This window comes from Sphingomonas sp. (assembly GCF_017744835.1).
In the GTDB taxonomy this organism is placed as follows: domain Bacteria; phylum Pseudomonadota; class Alphaproteobacteria; order Sphingomonadales; family Sphingomonadaceae; genus Sphingomonas.
In genome coordinates this window covers 523,099-539,865 of sequence record NZ_JAGIAM010000001.1, presented here as the reverse complement: position 1 = coordinate 539,865, position 16,767 = coordinate 523,099, and the positions used below count along the sequence as shown (strand labels likewise).

At 68.3% G+C, this 16,767-nt stretch carries 11 protein-coding genes; 7 read left to right on the top strand and 4 right to left on the bottom strand.

Annotated elements, in window-relative coordinates:
• Positions 1–70 precede the first annotated feature (70 nt).
• A complete protein-coding gene (locus J7500_RS02490) occupies positions 71–2,572 on the bottom strand; it encodes a DUF2339 domain-containing protein (protein WP_294059747.1) in 2,502 nt (833 codons plus the stop codon).
• Between the two features lie 100 nt (positions 2,573–2,672).
• Between J7500_RS02490 and J7500_RS02485 the strand changes: the two genes are divergently transcribed.
• From J7500_RS02485 to J7500_RS02465, 5 genes are all read left to right on the top strand, one after another.
• The gene (locus tag J7500_RS02485) at positions 2,673–3,347 is read left to right on the top strand and encodes a glutathione S-transferase family protein (protein WP_294059746.1); all 675 of its coding nucleotides are present in this window, start codon (positions 2,673–2,675) and stop codon (positions 3,345–3,347) included.
• Positions 3,348–3,469: 122 nt separating this feature from the next.
• The gene (locus J7500_RS02480) at positions 3,470–4,504 is read left to right on the top strand and encodes a patatin-like phospholipase family protein (protein ID WP_294059743.1); all 1,035 of its coding nucleotides are present in this window, start codon (positions 3,470–3,472) and stop codon (positions 4,502–4,504) included.
• Positions 4,497–5,945, top strand: coding sequence for a GntP family permease (locus J7500_RS02475; RefSeq protein ID WP_294059741.1), 1,449 nt, complete (start codon positions 4,497–4,499; stop codon positions 5,943–5,945). Before J7500_RS02480 ends, J7500_RS02475 begins: the two co-directional genes overlap by 8 nt.
• Positions 5,946–6,029: 84 nt before the next feature.
• Positions 6,030–8,567, top strand: a complete 2,538-nt coding sequence (locus J7500_RS02470; RefSeq protein WP_294059739.1) for a TonB-dependent receptor — start codon at positions 6,030–6,032, stop codon at positions 8,565–8,567.
• A gap of 256 nt (positions 8,568–8,823) precedes the next feature.
• The gene (locus tag J7500_RS02465; protein ID WP_294059738.1) at positions 8,824–9,984 is read left to right on the top strand and encodes a tyrosine-type recombinase/integrase; all 1,161 of its coding nucleotides are present in this window, start codon (positions 8,824–8,826) and stop codon (positions 9,982–9,984) included.
• A 338-nt stretch (positions 9,985–10,322) separates the two neighbouring features.
• On the opposite strand, the gene J7500_RS02460 is transcribed toward J7500_RS02465, so the two are convergent.
• Positions 10,323–11,327 (bottom strand): helix-turn-helix domain-containing protein, encoded by a 1,005-nt coding sequence (locus J7500_RS02460; protein ID WP_294059736.1) that lies wholly within the window; start codon positions 11,325–11,327, stop codon positions 10,323–10,325.
• Between the two features lie 1,032 nt (positions 11,328–12,359).
• On the opposite strand from J7500_RS02460, the gene J7500_RS02455 reads away from it, so the two are divergent.
• Together J7500_RS02455 and J7500_RS02450 are read left to right on the top strand one after the other, a co-directional pair.
• Positions 12,360–13,034, top strand: a complete 675-nt coding sequence (locus J7500_RS02455; protein ID WP_294059734.1) for a hypothetical protein — start codon at positions 12,360–12,362, stop codon at positions 13,032–13,034.
• A 437-nt stretch (positions 13,035–13,471) separates the two neighbouring features.
• Positions 13,472–14,329 (top strand): hypothetical protein, encoded by an 858-nt coding sequence (locus J7500_RS02450; protein ID WP_294059733.1) that lies wholly within the window; start codon positions 13,472–13,474, stop codon positions 14,327–14,329.
• A 332-nt stretch (positions 14,330–14,661) separates the two neighbouring features.
• Here the strand turns inward: J7500_RS02450 and J7500_RS02445 are convergent, their stop codons facing one another.
• On the bottom strand, positions 14,662–14,862 hold the full coding sequence (locus tag J7500_RS02445) for a hypothetical protein (RefSeq protein WP_294059731.1): 201 nt from the start codon (positions 14,860–14,862) through the stop codon (positions 14,662–14,664).
• 435 nt (positions 14,863–15,297) lie between these two features.
• Positions 15,298–16,638 (bottom strand): retropepsin-like aspartic protease, encoded by a 1,341-nt coding sequence (locus J7500_RS02440; protein ID WP_294059729.1) that lies wholly within the window; start codon positions 16,636–16,638, stop codon positions 15,298–15,300.
• Positions 16,639–16,767 lie beyond the last annotated feature (129 nt).

Below are 16,767 nucleotides of genomic sequence, written 5' to 3'. Positions count from 1 at the left end.
GAATCGATTTCCGAACCTTGTTATAAAATTTCAAAAGCCTTGTCGAGTAGGTCAGCAGCGCTGACCTTGATCAGGCCTCCGCCGGCGTGTCCGCGAGGGTCGCGCCCTTGCCCAGGAAGCGGTTGTACGCCCAGCTGATTCCGATCAGCGCGACGCCCAGCGCGAGGAAGGAGAGGATGCGCAGCACGCCCTCGAGCGCCGCCGCGTCGATCAGGAAGACCTTGAAGGTGACCGCGGTGAGCAGGCCGAGGCCGAAGAGGCGCAGGTCGCGCGCCGAGGCAGCGATCCCGCGCCACAGCCAGAACAGCGCGAGGCCGAGCAGCGCGGCTGAATAGCCGGTGTTCTCGAGCGTGCCGACCGGGCCGGTGAGGAGGTTGCCGTGCGTCGCCTGGCGCACCGCGGCGAGCAGAGTCGCGATGGTGAACAGCGCCGCGCCGGCGCGGATCGGGCGGGTGGGGGCGAGCGTCCACAGCCAGAAGGCGGCGAGGCCCAGGTGGAGCACCGCGGCGTTGAGCAGCGGGATCGCGCCGACCGCCTGGGGCTCGATCACCGGGCTCAGCACGACGAGGTCGAACCAGACCAGCCGGGCGAGGCCGAGGGTGAGCAGCACGCCGCCGAGGCTGGGGAGCTGGTTGCGGCGGAGCAGCAGCCAGCCGGTGCCGAGGCAGACCTGGGTGAGCAGCGCGCGCTCGACGAAGCCGAGGCTGGCGAAGCGCGGCAGCGTGGCGATGGCGAGCAGCTGCTTGGCGAGCGCATAGAGCAGCAGGATGCCGAGCGTGATCGCCGCGGCGCCGACGAAGCGGCGCGCGCGGCCGAGCTGGGGCCGGTCGAACAGGATCGTGATCGTCGCGGCGACGGGCAGCGCGAGCGTGCGGAACAGGTCGCCCAGCGCGGGGAGCCGCAAATAGGGAAGGCGGTCGCCGGTGGCCGAGGCGACGACGAGGTCGGCGAGCGCCGCGATCGGCAGCGCGGCGGCGAGCAGCGCGGCGGCGAAGGGCAGGACGGGAAGCTCGTAGAGATGCGGCGCCCTGGCGGTGCGCGCCCAGGCGGCGAGGCCGAGCAGAGTGAGCGTGAGCGGGACTGCGATCCAGCGGTCGGGGACGAGCTGCGCGAGGCCGAGCGCGGCGAGCAGCGCAGTCGCCAGCGTGGCGGCGGTGAGCGCAGTGCCGTCGCGCTCGCGCAGCAGCCAGGCGACGCGCGCGCAGGCGGCGGCGGCGAGCAGCTCGAGCAAGGCCCAGCCGGTATCGGGGAGCAGCGAGGGGGCGCAGGCCTGCGCCACCAGCAGCGGCCCCGCGCTGCCGCCGAGTGCGAGCAAGGCCCAGCGCGTGCCGCGTGTCGCGAGCAGATGGCCGGGGACGGCGAAGAGCAGCGTCGCGAGGACCGCGGCGACGGGGGTGACGCTCCGCTCGGGCTGGAGCAGCGCGAGCGCCTGGAGCAGCAGCAGGAAGATCAGCGCGGCGAGCGCGGCGGGGAGATAGAGCGAATCGCGCCACGACAGGAAGATCGCGGCGGCGGCGAGGACGAGGTAGAAACCCCAGGCGAGCGCGTCGAAGTGGAGCGCGGGGGCGAGCGCGACGAGCTGGATGAAGCCCGCGACCAGCGGCGCGAGGCGGAACCAGCGGTTGCGCGCGCCCGCGGCGGGCAGCGCGGCGCTGGCGCAGGCGGCGAGCAGCATGGTGAAGGCGCCGACCGCCGACAGGTCCTGCGCGCGGCCGCCCAGCTCGGCGATCAGGAAATTGATCCAGGCGAAGCCCGCGGCGGCGGCGGCGAGCGCGAGCCAGCCCCAGCCGCGGCGGATCGCGAGCGCGAACAGCGCGCCGATGAACAGCGCCAGATAGACGAGCAGCGGCCCGATGCCCGCGGCGTCGAACCCGGCGATGAGCGGCGCGGCGAAGCCGCCGACCAGTGCCATCACGGCGGTCGGCGGGCCGTGGCGGAGCGCGAGCGCCATCGCGGCGGCGGTGACGCCGAGCACGAGCACGAAGGCGCTGAGCGGGCTCACCAGATGATAGAGCGCGGCCGCCATGTAGAGCGTGCCGTAGAGGCTGGCGACGCCCGCGCCGGCGAGCGCCTGGGCGATGCGCGGGTCCTCGGCGGTGGCGGGCAGGCGGCGCGCGACCTCGCTCGCGGCGATCAGGACGAGGCCGAACAGGGCGGCGAGCACCGTGCGTGTGGCCGGGCCGAGCAGCCCGCTCTCGATCGAATAGCGGACGAGGAAGAAGCCGGCGAGGACGAGCGCCGCGCCGCCGATCCACACCGGCAGGCTGCTGCCGATCAGCGTCTCGAGGTTGAAGCTGCGCGCGGGCGCCGCGACGGGCGAGGGCTCGCGCACCGGCTCCGCTGAGGGGGCGACCCGCACCGGGCGCGGTTCGGCGGCGAGCGCCGCCGCCGGCTGGACGGGCTCGGGCGCCGCCTGGGGGCGGGCAGGGGCGGATCGCGCGAGCCTTTGCTCGAGCCCGACAAGCTCGGACTCGACGCGGCGCAACTCCTGCTCCAAGATGGTGACGCGCCGCAGGACCCAGAAGAGGCCCACGGCCAAGCCGAGCGCGATCAGGAAGACGAAACCGGTCACTGAATCACTCTTGGCACATCGGGCTCGCGCTGTCGCGGTGGCGAGAAGGCTTGGGTGCTCCAGGCAAGGACGTTCGCCGCATGATGGAGAGGAATGTCCGATGATCGTATTTGGTTCGACGCTTTCGCCCTATGTGCGCAAAGTGATGGTGTTCGGGGCCGAAAAGGGGCTCGAGCTCGAGCTGAAGCCGGCGGGCATGGGCCATGGCGGCCCCGAGTTCGCCGCCGCCAGCCCCTTCGGCAAGATGCCGGGGTTCAAGGACGGCGACTTCCTGATCGCCGATTCGACTGCGATCGTCACCTATCTCGAAGCCAAGTTCCCCGAGCCCAATCTGATCCCGCTGGCGCCTGAGGCGCGCGCGCGGACGATCTGGTTCGACGAGCTGGCCGACACGCTGATGATGGCTGCAGGCGGCGAGATCTTCGGCCACCGCTTCGTGCGCCCGCGCGTGCTCAAGCAGGAATGCGACCATGCGGCCGCCGACGCGGCCGAGCGCGACTTGCTGCCGCCGCTGCTCGACTATCTCGAGAAGACGATTCCCGACAGCGGCTATCTGGTCGAGGACCGGCTGACGCTGGCCGACATCGCGGTCGCCAGCCCGCTGGCGACGCTCGGCTGCATCGGCGTGCGCGCCTGCCGCGAGCGCTATCCGCGCACCGCGGCCTGGGTCGACACGATGTGCGCGCGGCCGAGCTTCGCGACGATCCTCGTGCGCGACCAGGCGACGGTAACGGCGATGGGCGGGCCGGTGACTGCCGAGGCCGCGGCGGCCTGAGGCGAGTCGCAGCCGCAGGCGGTTGACTCGCCCCCCGGTTCGATGGTTGCTTGTTGCAGTGCGGCAAGCCCGCGATCGGCGGGACTGCCTTCGCTCGCACCGGCGGGAGGCACGCAGGGACGATGGCGACCACGCGGAAGTCCGGTGAGGCCCGGCGCGTCGACCTGGCGCTCCAGGGCGGCGGCGCGCACGGGGCGTTCACCTGGGGCGTGCTCGACCGGTTGCTCGAGGAGCCGTGGCTCGAGATCGACGGCATTTCGGGCACTTCGGCGGGAGCGATGAACGCCGTCGTCCTGGTCCATGGCTATGGCCAGGGCGGCGCCTATGGCGCCCGCAGCGCGCTCGACGGCTTCTGGCGCAAGGTCTCGGAAGCGGCGGTGTTCAGCCCGTTCCAGCGCAGCGCGCTCGACGTGCTGCTCGGGCGCTGGTCGCTCGACTATTCGCCCGCGTTCAATGCGATGGACATGATGGCGCGGGTCTTCTCGCCCTATGACCTCAACCCCGTGGGGGTGAACCCGCTGCGCAATATCCTGAGCGACAGCGTCGATTTCGACGGGCTCGCGCGCAGCCCGATCCGGCTGTTCATCACTGCGACCAACGTCCGCACCGGCCAGGGGCGCGTGTTTCGCAACGCCGGGATCACTGCCGACGTCGTGCTCGCATCGGCCTGCCTCCCGACGCTGTTCCACGCGATCGAGATCGACGGCGAGGCCTATTGGGACGGCGGCTATTCGGGCAACCCGACGCTGACGCCGCTGGTGCGCGAGTGCGAGTCCGAGGACACGATCCTGGTGCAGGTCAATCCGGTCGAGCGGAGCGCCGCGCCCTATTCGGCGCGCGACATCGCCGACCGAGTCAACGAAGTCTCGTTCAATGCCGCGCTGTTCAAGGAGCTGCGGATGATGGCGCTGCTCCGCCAGGTCGCCGATCCGGGGCATGGCGAGGGCTCGAAATGGGCGCGGATGCGCGTCCACCGGATCGCGAGCGCGGCGATGGAGGAGTTCGGCTATTCGTCCAAGCTCAATGCCGAAGCGGGCTTCCTGTCGAAGCTGAAGGCGATCGGCCGGGCCGCGGCGCAGGAGTTCCTCGACCGCTCGGGACCCGCGATCGGGCGCGAATCAACCCTCGACCTCGACGCGCTGCTTGCCGGTGTCTGATCTCGCGGGCTTCCTGGGCATCGGGCTCGCGCTCGCGGTGCTGGTGGTGCTGGCCTATCGCGGCTGGAGCGTGCTGCTGCTCGCGCCGGTGACGGCGCTGATCGCCGCGGGCTTCTCGGGCTTCCCGCTGCTCGCGACGCTGACCCAGCTGTTCATGACCGGGGCGGCGGGGTTCATCGCGCAATTCTTCCCGCTGTTCCTGTTCGGCGCGCTGTTCGCCAAGCTGATGAACGACAGCGGCTCGGTTTCGACGATCGCCGATTGCATGACGCGCGTGCTCGGGCGGGAGCGCGCGGTGCTGGCGGTGGTGCTCGCGGGTGCAGTGCTCACCTATGGCGGGATCAGCCTGTTCGTCGCCTTCTTCGTCATGGTGCCGATGGCGCAGGCGCTGTTCGACGGGGCGGGGATTCCGCGGCGGCTGGTGCCCGCCACGGTGATCCTGGGGACCTCGACCTTCACGATGACGGCGCTGCCGGGATCGCCGGCGATCCAGAACGTCATTCCGATGCCCTTCTTCGGGACCTCGCTCTATTCGGCCCCGGGGCTGGGGTTCATCGCGGCGGCGGTGATGCTGGCGATCGGCCTCGCCTGGCTCCGCCGCGCGCAGGCGGTCGCCCGGCGGAACGGGGAAGGCGAAGCGATCGCGTGCCCGATCGACGCGGCGCGGATCCGTGAGCACAGCACCACGGCCTCGACCTTCGATCCCGCGGAGATCGACCGCGGCGCGCCGGCGGCGGACCGGCCGGGTTTCGCAGTCGCGTTCGTGCCGGTGGGGGTGGTGATCTGCGTCAATTTGCTCCTCTCGCTGGTCGTGCTGCCGTCGATCGATGCGGACTATCTCGCCGAGGCGAAATGGGGCGGCACGACGGTGTCGGCAGTGGCGGGGATCTGGTCGGTGGTGGCGGCGCTGGCGGTCGCGACGCTGGTGCTGATCCTGCTCAACCGCGGACGGCTGACCAATTTGCGCGACAGCGTCGACGCGGGCTGCCACGCGGCGGTGCTCCCGGCGCTGAGCGTCGCGTCGCTGGTCGGCTTCGGCGCAGTGATCGCGGCGCTGCCGGCCTTCGAGGCGATCCGCGACTGGCTGTTGGGGCTGGGGGGCGGGCCGCTCGTCTCGCTCGCGGTCGCGACCAATCTGCTGGCCGGGCTGACCGGATCGGCCTCGGGCGGGCTGACCATCGCGCTCGAGGCGCTCGGCCCGGCCTATATGGACATCGCCGCGCGGACCGGCACCGACCCCGAACTGATGCACCGCGTCGCAGTGATCGGGGCGGGGACGCTCGACCTGCTCCCCCACAATGGCGCGGTGGTGACGCTGCTCGCCCTCTGCGGAATGACGCACCGGGAAAGCTATATCGACATCGCGGTGGCGGGAATCCTCAACTCGCTGGTCGCGCTCATCGTCGTGATATTGGTGGCGAGCGTCTTCGGATCGTTTTGAACAAGACGTACGACGAGACAGTACAAGCAATTCTCATTGGTTTCGGATAACCAACGGCCCGAATATCTATTCGGATCAATGCGGATGCGATCGAAGACGTGCGCCCTGGGTTGTTCGACCATTGCGATCGCATGTCTGTTCGGCTCAGCCGCATCGGCGCAGCAAGCCGAGGGGCGGTCGAGCCCAGAGACTTCGCCCGATGATTCCAAGCCCGACATCATCGTGATCGGCAAGCGCGGGTCGGCCGTCACCGACATCGCCCCGATCGCCGAGCTCGACGCCGATGCCGTGGCCGCCACGGGCGCCGCGACGGTGCCCGAGCTGCTCCAGGCCATCCGTGGCACCACCCAGAGTGCCGACGGTTCGGAGCCGATCTTCCTGCTCAACGCCCAGCGCATCTCGGGCTTTGCCGAGATCGGCACGCTGCCTCCCGAAGCGATCGAGAAGGTCGAGGTCCTGCCCGAGCAGGCCGCGCTCAAGTTCGGCTTCCCGCCGACGCGGCGCCTGGTCAACTTCATCACCAAGCGCCGCTTCCGCCAGATCGAGGCGAGCGGAAGCGCGGGCACCACGACGCGCCGGGGGAGCGCGACCGAGAAGGCCAATCTGGGAATGACGCGGCTGCGCGACGGCGCCCGGCTCACGATCGGGATCGAATATCGGCACACCGACCCGCTGCTCCAGTCCGAACGCAGCCTGGCGCCCGATCCCGGCGTGCCGTTCGACGCGATCGGCAACATCACCGCTCCGGGCGGCGGCGAGATCGATCCGGCGCTGTCGGCCGTGGCGGGCCGGCCGGTGAGAATCGCGTCGGTGCCCGAGAATCCGGCCGACCGCGGGGTGCTGGCCGGCTATGTCGCGGGCGCGGATCGGCCGCGCCTGTTCGACCTAGGCCCCTATCGCACGCTCATGCCAGGCAACGACGCGGTCAAGGTCGAGACCGTGGTCGCCGACCGGATCGGCGAGACGCTCTCCGGCTCGATCAGCCTCTCGGCCGAGCAGAGCCGCGACCGCTCGCTCGGCGGCCCCGCCACCGCCAGGCTGCTCGTCCCGGACACCAATGGCTTCTCGCCCTTTGCGGGCCCGGTGCTGCTCAATCGCTATCTGACCGAAGCGCCTGTGCTGCGCGCGGACAAGACCGAGACCAGTCTCCACGCCGGCTTGATGCTGCGCGGTGCGATCGCCGGATGGCGCTGGGACCTGACCGGCTCGCTCGACCAGAAGCAGACCCGGGCCCGCACCGAGCTGGGCATTTCGCCGGACGCAGCCAACCAGGCGATCGCCGCGGGCGCCGACCCGTTCGCGCCGCTCGATCCGTCCTTGCTCTCGGCGCGGCTGGTCGACCGCACCCGGCAGCGCGTCCGCACCGCCGAGGCCAAGGCCGTGATCACCAACACGCCGATCCGGCTCCCCGCCGGCGGCGTAGTCGTGACGGCGACCGCGGAGGCGGGGCGGACGACGGCAGTTTCCTCCTCGGTCGGGCCCAATCCCTCCGACCTGCGCCTCGGGCGTGGGCGAGCGGAGGCAGGCATCGCGCTCGAAGTGCCGCTGGCCTCCAGGCGCGAGAAGGTGCTCGGCTTTGTCGGCGAGCTTTCGGTCAACGCGTCGGTCAATGCGCGCCAAGTCGGGGGCTTCGGCGCGCTGCACGACACGGCCTATGGCCTGAGCTGGGGCCCGCTGAAGGACGTGCAGCTGCTCGCCACCGTCAAGCACAGCGCAACCGCGCCCGACATGGTGCAGCAGTCCACCCCGGTGACGCGCGTTCCCAACGTGCCGGTCTTCGATTTCGGAAGCGGCCGCACCGAGCTGGTCACGCTGGTCCAGGGCGGCAATCCCGACCTTGCCGCCGAGCGGCGGACGGTCCGCTCGCTGGCGCTCTCGCTCAACCCCCTGCCCGAAATGCGGCTGGCGCTGACCTATGAGGCGGCGACGATCCGCGGCCAGACGGGCACCGTCTATGCGATCACGCCGCAGACCGAGGCGCTGCTGCCCGACCTGTTCCTCCGCGACTCCGCCGGGCGCCTGACGTCGGTCACCTACCAGCCGATCAACTTCGCCGTCGAGCGCCAGCGCACGCTGAACCTGACGGTCAGCGCCTATGGAAAGTTCGGCAAGGCGCCGCCGCCTCCCCCCGGCACCAAGGGCGCCGGGCCGGCGCAGACGAGCTATTATGCCGGCATCGGCCCCAGCATCCGCTTCTCGGACCGGCTGCAGCTGCGCCCCGGCACGCCCGAGCTCGACCTACTGCGCGGCGACACGGTGCGCGGCTGGGGCGTGCCCCGGGCCTATGGCTATGCCTATGCCGGCGTGAACTACCTGGGCCACGGGATGAAGTTCGACGCCTGGTACCAATCGCCCAACCGCGTGCGCAGCCCCGATCCCGCCGGGGACCTGCACTTCTCGTCGATCTTCAAGCTCAATCTGGGCGGCTATGTCGCGCTCGGCAGTCTGCTCAAGCAGGAGAAATGGGCGCGCCGATTGCGGCTGGCGCTCGACATCAGCAACCTGACCGACGCGCACCAGCATGTGCGGGACCGAAACGGCGTGCTGCCCAATCGATTCCAGCCGGACTATCTCGACCCGATCGGGCGGACGGCGACGGTCACGCTGCGGAAACTGTTCTAGCGGCGGGTTCGGTGCGCGAGGGGGTGAGCGCGCTGACCTGATGCAGCGTCGCCTGCGAACCGCGGAAGAAAGCTGGCGCACCCGACAGGATTCGAACCTGTGGCCTCTGCCTTCGGAGTGCACAGAAATGGGTATTTTTGAGATTTCTCGAAATTTCCAACTCATTGATAAGTATTGATTTTCACTCTCCGATGATCTAACCATTTCCCACTATGTTTTCCGTACATTTTCCGTACGGAACGGACGGGAGGCCGGCATGGCGCTGGACCTGAGCAAAGTGAAGGAGCGCGAAGCGCTCCGCAGCCGGCGCGAGCCGTACTGGCAGCGCATTCGGCCCGGATGCTTCCTGGGCTATCGACCGTCGGCACGAGAGGGGGCGGGGACCTGGGTCGCTCGAGCCTATGACGAGGATCAACGCCGTTATCACCTCAAGGCGCTAGGCGACTTCGGCAAGCTTCCCGGCCGCGATCGATTTGCCGACGCGAAGAGAGAGGCGGAAGCCTTCGCCGCCTTGGTGGAGTCCGGCGGGCAGGTCGAGGAAATGCCTAAGACCGTAGAGGAAGCGTGCCGCCGATATGCGGAGACGCATTCGGATGCGGTTGGTCGCTTTAAGCGTCACGTCTATTCCGATCCGATCGCCAAGGTGAAGCTGGCCAAGCTTCGACGGCATCATTTGCAAGCGTGGCGCAAGCGACTGGAAGATAAGCCGGCACTAGTGACGCGGCGCAAGAAAGGCCCGCAGGTTACCCGCGACCGTGCACCCTCTTCGATCAATCGGGACATGGCGATGGTTCGGGCAGCATTGAACACGGTGCTCGCACCAGGCGCGCCGGATACTGAAGCTGCGTGGCAAGAGGCATTGAAGTCCATCCGAAACGCCGACCGGCAACGGACGCTCTACCTGGACCGCGACCAGCGGCGCGCGCTTCTGGAGAAGGTCGACGCTGAAGCCGCACCCTTCGTGCGGGCGCTTTGCTTGCTTCCGCTGCGGCCGGGGGCGGTAGCCGGCTTGAAAGCCGGCGATTTCGACAAGAGGACATCGGAACTGACCATCGGCAAGGACAAGAGCGGCAAGCCTCGGCGCATTCTTATACCGGCGGGTGCCGCCAAATTCTTCGCAGCGCAGGTAAAGGGCAAGCTGACCCATACCCCATTGCTGGCGCGCGCCAACGGCAAGCCGTGGGACAAGGAAACATGGAAGACGCCGATCGCGGAGGCCGTCGTCGCTGCCAAGCTGCCGGCGGGGACGACCGCCTACACACTCCGTCATAGTACAATCACCGACCTTGTGAACGGTGGACTGCCGTTGCTCACGGTGGCGCAGATCAGCGATACCAGCGCGGAGATGATCGAGCGGCACTACGGCCACCTCAGCCGGCTTGCGGCTGCGGAGGCGCTGGCGGGTCTTGCTCTATGAGGGAGGTCGCTTGGAACGTTCCGCTGGCCTAGGCGCGTGAGTTAGTTCGGGCTGCATGGGAAGGCTTCGATTAGGTGGTTAGCCGACAGGCACCTTTTATCCAGCCGGCTGGGAAGCGAAAATGTGCCTTTGGTTTGCAAGCTATTCCACCAGCAGGATGCAGTGCAGTGTAAGCCAGTACGCATCTGTTTCGTAGGAAACCAAAATCCTTCGAACAGCGCAGCGATGTTCAGGCCTTGGAACGCTTCCGATTTTCCAAAAATAAGTGTGTGAAAGCTATCCCAATGGACCCATGCTAGAAGCGAGCGATCGGGGGCGATCAAGCATTTCGCGCCATATTATGGTAGTTCGGCCGTGCCGTCCCGCAAATCACCTCTTCCCGACAGGCTGGTGTCCACCAGGCGCTCATCATCGCCAAACTCATCTCCCACGATTAACCGGTTATTCCCGGCTCGCGACGGCCCGGCGCCGCCAAGTCGCAACTGGCCCGGCGTCACTCCGCGGTGCGCGCGGTAGGTCCGCACGAAATGGGCCGCGGACGCAAATCCGGTGCGCTCCGCGATTTCGCGTAGCCCGAGATCGGTTCGGCGGACGAGCTCTTCGGCGCGGCCGAGGCGCAGGCGGAGCGCGAATGCTGCGGGGGTCTCCCCCGTCGTCCCGCGAAAGGCACGCACGAAGGCGCTGACGCCTAGCCCGGCCGTGCGCGCCAGCACGTTGAGCGTGACGCGTTGCGCCGGTTCGGCGTCGAGCTGTTCGATCACGCGTGCAAGCGCCCGGGGGTGTAGCCAGCCGTCGTCGCGGCGCCGCTCGGCTCCCGCAAAGCTACCCGCAACCTGGCGGGCGAGCGCGAGCTGCAGCATGTCGAGGGCGAGGTGCGTCGCGGTACCTTGCGTGACGTTCTTGGCGATGGCCTCGGCGATGGCGAAGATCTTGGGGTCCGCAACATTGAAGCCGTGCCGCCATCTCGCGTGCAGGGCTTGCTCGCACGCATCCTCGACGAAGCCTTCGTCCAGCTCGAATTGCGCACCCAGGATCAGCCCCGTGCCGGCACGGCATTCGCGTTCGACGCCGTTCGGCGTGAAGGAGATCGACCCGCGCCGATCCGGCGCGCCGGTCCACCCAGCCGAGCCCACCCGGCAGGCCGAGCGCCCGGTGCCGCCGTCCAGCGTCACATGAAGCAGGTGCCGCTCGGAGTGCTGCGAATATTCGATCGCTTGCGTGATTTCTATGCGCGAGACCTGGAGAGCGCCGCCGGACAGGGAAGCGGCCGTCGGCAGGGCGAGTTCGGTGGCGCTGCCACGCCGCACGATCGTGGTCGGCCGGAGCGAAGCTGGAGGGGCCAAGGGCAAGGCAATCCTTCCACGAGGATGATAGCTGGCCAGCGCATCGCTGCCGATATGGCCGCCAGCCGGCGGGGGCAAATGGTAGTAAGGCGATAGCGTAGCGCATGCTCTGCGTCGATTTTGCGCAATTGACTGACCGCATGCGCCGCCAACCCGCACTGGCCCCGCACAATCCCGACCGGCCACCGCCGAGTGCGAAATCCGTGGAGCGACGGAGCGGCATTGCGACAAATTAGAGGGCGAATGCCGTGGGCAGTTCCGAACTAGCTCTCCGGTGCCTTGCCGGCGCCGGAGGGGGGCGGAGCAGGACTCGCAATTGCGGAATGGCGGCTCAAACTGTGGGCGAAACGCGCGAAATCGGCGTCGCACCCTCCCTAGTAAGTCGCTCAGGGCGATACTCGTCTCAAGGAATGTTAGGACATGCGCATCCGCTTCGCTGCCGCTCCGCTTCCGGCACCTTGCAGGCCGGGCGGGGCACTGTGCAAGATACCTCTGGCGAAAGGCCTTTCGAGGGCGCCATCGTGAGCTAGATGGGGGGCGCCGACAATGGCGAGCTCCGCGCGCATAGTGAGGACGGCGCGCCATACGGCGCGGCTGCGGCTCCGTTCACGGGGCGTTTAGCCACGGCCGAATTCGTCATTCGAACTATCGTCGCGTGCACAGCAGGCATCAGGCGGCTGTGGGCGCCGATCAGCGCTTTTGAGCCCACCGCGCCTCGAAACAGTCGCGTCGCACCTAGCCGCCGCGCGGGCATCGCCTCGGTCTTATCGCTGCGGCCACACGCGAACTGCGCGCGTATCCTGAGCGCATTCCAACCGTCTGACATCGTAGGACGGGGCCGGCGCTCGCCGTCTGCCGAGCTGAGAAGGCAACGGTCCTTTTCGGCATTGATGGAGAAAAGCCATTCGTACGATCAGGTCGACGCCGGCCCACGCCATGTGGCTGGCCATTGCAATCGTAGGTCTGGCCAGCGGGTGCGACGGAGGCGGGAGTCGTTCTCCGTCGCCCACCCCAGCCCCTCGTCCGACTGAGGTGGCGCCGACGCCCACGTCCACACCTTGGCCGCAACCCTCGACGCCCGCGCCCCGTCCCTATGTGTTCAGTTTCCAGGTAATCCGCGAGTGGTCCTGGGGCTATGGCGAATATTCGATCGGTCAGGAGGAGGCGATCGGCTTCGCCGGGTCGCACGAGCGATTGCCTGCGCCCCTTGAGTATCTGAAAGGCGTGAGGCTTAGGAGCGACAATCGCTCGGGAGAGGTGTTTATGTACATCTTTCGGCGCTTGGACGGGTTCAAGCGGAGCACTTGGTATCGCGCCTATTTCACGATTAGGGTCGCGACCAACGCGCCGATCGGGTGCGGCAGCCTGGAAGGTGCGCCCGGCGAGAGCGTCACGCTAAAGGCAGGCGCGACAACCGGTCAGCCGATCATGCGGGTCCGGGATAGGCGCGTGATATCCGACTTTGACAAGGGCAATCACGCGAGTTCCGGGGCGGAGTCGGTTGTCCTCGGGAATATCGCAGGCACCCAAATCGACTGTGCAGGACCGCGGTCCTATGAAATCAAGACGCTGGGAAGCGCGTCCGGCGTTCCGGTTCAGACCGACGCCGAGGGCAGGCTCTGGCTTTATATCGGCACCGATTCCGCGTTCTTCGGCGTGACGGACATCTATATCCTCGAAGGCTCGATCGAGTTCGCTCCTCAATAGAGATCCATGATTACTGTCTAAGAGCCGATCTTGGGCAGGACCTGCCGGGAGGAACTTGCGGATCACCGATCACGTGCCCGCGCGGCCGGTGGGAACAGCCGTTTGCCATTCAGCGTGTAGGCCAAAGATCTGTGCTCGCATTCGACCGTGCCGCTCGCGCCGCATCGAAGCACCGAGGCGCGGCGATACCGGGCGGTGCTCGCTGGTTCCAACGCTTGCGAATCACGCACAGGCCCGGATCCAGGTGACAACGCGGGCGGAAAGCCGGTGGGCAATCCATCACCACGTCTTTCTCCCGCGCGCCGGTGGCTGGATCATGGAACCGCGGTCTCGCCGGTTGGCGGGTTTCATGAAATCCGCGCAAATGCGCGGCTCCTGCCAATCATTGATGCGTCGCGCCTCCCAGCTTCGTACGACACGGGCGAGGAGGAGATACCATGCCTGATGATCGACCGGCGATGAATTGGCTTTCGAGCGAGGACCTGGGGCGCTGGATACTGGGTCTTGCTGCGCTCGGGTTTGGAGCGGCGGCCTGGCTGCAGGGGGATTTCACGCTCTATTGGCAGCCCGTTCCAGACTATATTCCTTACAGGGCCGTCCTGGCTTTCACCTGGGCCGGCCTGTGCATGGCTTCCGGTGCCGGGCTCCTCCATCCCAAGACGGCGCGGCCGGCAACGCTGGTCCTGGTCGGTCTTTGCCTGCCGTTTCCCGTTTTCCATACCATGATGCGGCCCTGGCCATGGCTCGGCATCGCCGAATGGTCGGCGATCGCCCTCGGCGCTGCGGCGGTGAGGGCGCGCCTTTCGCCGAGGCTCGCCGCGCAGCGAGCGACGTGGCCGATCGCTGCGCGCTGCGCGTTGGGCTTGTGCTGCGTGGTCTTCGGCTTGTCGCACTTCTTGTTCCTGGCATCGACGGTGCAGATGATACCGGCGTGGATGCCGGGCGATGCCGCGTTCTGGGCATTGTCGACGGGAGTCGTCCACGTAGCGGTGGGCATTGCGTTGCTCTCGGGCCGGGGCGCCGTTGCAGCCACGCGTGTGGCCGGGCCAATGTATCTCGCCTTTGCCGCGATCATATGGTTGCCCGGGTGCCTGCTGCATCCCGAGCAGTGGCTTCGCTGGGCGGGTAACGCGATCACGCTCGCGGTGCTTGGGGGCGTATGGTCGGTCGGCGACTATTTGGTCGCGTTTGCGAGGGCCACCCGTTCCGCGCCGGCATCGTCTTCAGCGCGCGGACATGCTGCGCCGTCGTCTGCCGAGGGGGCGGGCCAAGGCAAAGCCGCCGCGTCAGGCTGACTGGCAGCGGTGCGACGGGCGTGCCGGGGTCGGGCTCGTCACTGTCGCCCGCGCGCCACGCGCGGTATAGGCATTGAGCGGGAAGTCCATCCGAGCGCGGCACACATCACTCGCGCTTCTCGGGCCCGTTTTCGCCGCACGGCAAGCAAAGACGATAGCCGTGAGGGTCTTGGCCTTCTTGCCGGCGTTGGCGCTCGCGACCTTCTCGCCCGCCGGTTCGGCGCGATCCGCCCCAGGACCTCGCGGTCGCGCACGCTCGCGAACAATGCCTTGTCGGCCTGCCACCAGTCCGCCATGTCGGACGCCTATCGCGATGACGGCATACGTGAGCTTCAAGCCCAGCAGCGCGAGGCCGGAATGCCCAGTGAGTCGGGGAGCATGGCGGTGTGGCGGCGCAGGTCCGCACAGGCCTGCAACGTCGAGGCCAGCTCGTCGCGCTTCGCTGCCTCGAGTTCGCCGCGCGCCTCGGCCTTGGCGAGCCGGGCGCCTTCCTTGCGGTCGACGTAGCCTTCATGGATGATCACCTCGGCCATTGGCGCGGAGACAGAACGACCACGGCATTGTCCCAGCCCGCCATGCAACAGGCCAGCCGCCGCGCCTCGACCGCACCCCAGAAAGCCTCGACGCCGACAAAGAAGCGGTTCAACAGGTCGGCGACGGAGGCGAGTTCGTTGACCTCCGCATCGAACAGGGCGTGGCGCCGCCGAACTGGGACGCCTTGAGCGGGTGCCCGGTCCGGACATGGGTTTCGAGGTCCTTGGCGAGCGCCTGCCACCCCTTCGCTGGCTTTCGGAAGCCATGGTCACGTGGCGGACGGCGGCCGCGTCGACCTCCTCTACTTGCGACCTTCGGGCGCCGACCGGTGAAGCTCTCCCGTTGGGGTGATTTCGTCGGGGTCGAGGCGGACGCCGTCGACAGGGCAGCCGGGAAACCGCGCGCCTAACACAACCAGGCGCTATAGCCGCGGATCAGTCTCGTGTAAGCGCCGGGAGGTCGGCCGCCGGCTCGCCAAGCTCCAGGCGCATCGCGGCAAAGTCGATGGTGTAGCTCGCAAAAGTACCGAGCGCGTTTGAGCCGAGCGCGCCATAAAAGCGCTCGGCTTCGCTTCCGCCCGGCAGCGTCAGCGGAAGCTCTGCGAGGGGCACTCGGCGCCCCGCCACGGTGAGCGGAGCGCCGGCCCAGGTCGCTATGCGCGCGATAAGCGTGCCGCCGGCGCTCGCGCTCGCCGCGCTGCCGGCGGGCAGCGCCGCAACCGTCTCGGGGTGGGCCTGCGCATAAAGCGCGCCGAGCAAGGTTCGGTTGGCGCCGGTGTCGAGATGGAGAGGCATGGCCTCGCCGGCGATGGTCGTATCGACGAACAGGTCGCTGCCGCTCGCATGGAGGTTGGGTGGTCCGGCGGGGCCGGCCGGCGGCAGCACCGTGAAGCGGCCCGCGCCGGTCTCCATGCGCACGCGCCCGAGCGCGCGCATCAACGGCAGGCCGACGATCGCACGGATGTCGTAGCCGCCACGCACCGGGAAGGTCAGCGCGGCATCGTCGATGACGAGGAACGGCACGTCGGTGAGCACGGTGCCGGCGATTTCGACGCGCCGAGCGACGCCGACCCGCACCGGCACGCTGCCGGCAACGCTGTTGCTGACGGGCGTCGTGGCGTCGAGCACCGCCACGCCCAGGCGGCGTGCGGTAGCGGCGGAGAGCACCGACAGGTTGGCGCCGGTGTCGAACACCGCCTCCTGGATTTCGCCGTTTACGGCGATGTCGATCCGCTGCAGCCCGACTTGGTCCGTGCGCGCCGCAATCGTCGTCGGCGTCTTGGTGCCGAGGACGGCTTGGCCCGGGTATCGGGCGAGCAGGGCCGCGAGCCGCCATGTCCGCTCCGCGCCTTCGGCGTCCTCACGCCTGCCGGCGGCGGCAAGCTGCGCCGCCAGCGTCTCGCCGAACCGGGCGGCTTGGGCATAGCAGCTATTGGCGAAGCTCACGTCGGTGAGAACCGCGAGCGCCGCGCGGCGCAGCGCCGGATCGCCGCCCTCGGCGAGGCGGACGAGCGCCGGATCCTGCGCGATTGCGGGATCGAACCGCGCCGCGGCAAGCCGTGCCCTGAACAGGGCGCGGACATCGGGATCCGTCTCTACCTCAAGCGCGCGCACGAGCGGCGCGGTCTCGCCACGATCGGCGGCCTCGAGCAAGGATTCGAGCGAGATTCCCGCTCGTGTCGGAGCAGAAGAGGGAGTCTGCGCAAGCGTCGGGGCGGGCGCACACGCCAGAAGCGTCGTGATCAGCGCGATAGAGGTGGCGTCGAGGCGCGTCATAGCATTCTCCGGGTCCGGTCCTTGCCTCGGTCGCGTTGCTGCGATAACCTCGACAGGCGAAGAGAACTTATCGTGAAACGAAAATAAATGGCTGTCAAACGATGGTAGAACTATGCCGACGAACACGCC

What these genes read in the sequence shown, in the direction of transcription:
- J7500_RS02485 (WP_294059746.1), top strand. Translation starts at nt 2,673, where the DNA reads ATGATCGTATTTGGTTCGACGCTTTCGCCCTATGTGCGCAAAGTGATG.
- J7500_RS02445 (WP_294059731.1), bottom strand. Translation starts at nt 14,862, where the DNA reads ATGGCCGAGGTGATCATCCATGAAGGCTACGTCGACCGCAAGGAAGGC.
- J7500_RS02470 (WP_294059739.1), top strand. Translation starts at nt 6,030, where the DNA reads ATGCGATCGAAGACGTGCGCCCTGGGTTGTTCGACCATTGCGATCGCA.
- J7500_RS02465 (WP_294059738.1), top strand. Translation starts at nt 8,824, where the DNA reads ATGGCGCTGGACCTGAGCAAAGTGAAGGAGCGCGAAGCGCTCCGCAGC.
- J7500_RS02440 (WP_294059729.1), bottom strand. Translation starts at nt 16,638, where the DNA reads ATGACGCGCCTCGACGCCACCTCTATCGCGCTGATCACGACGCTTCTG.
- J7500_RS02450 (WP_294059733.1), top strand. Translation starts at nt 13,472, where the DNA reads ATGCCTGATGATCGACCGGCGATGAATTGGCTTTCGAGCGAGGACCTG.
- J7500_RS02480 (WP_294059743.1), top strand. Translation starts at nt 3,470, where the DNA reads ATGGCGACCACGCGGAAGTCCGGTGAGGCCCGGCGCGTCGACCTGGCG.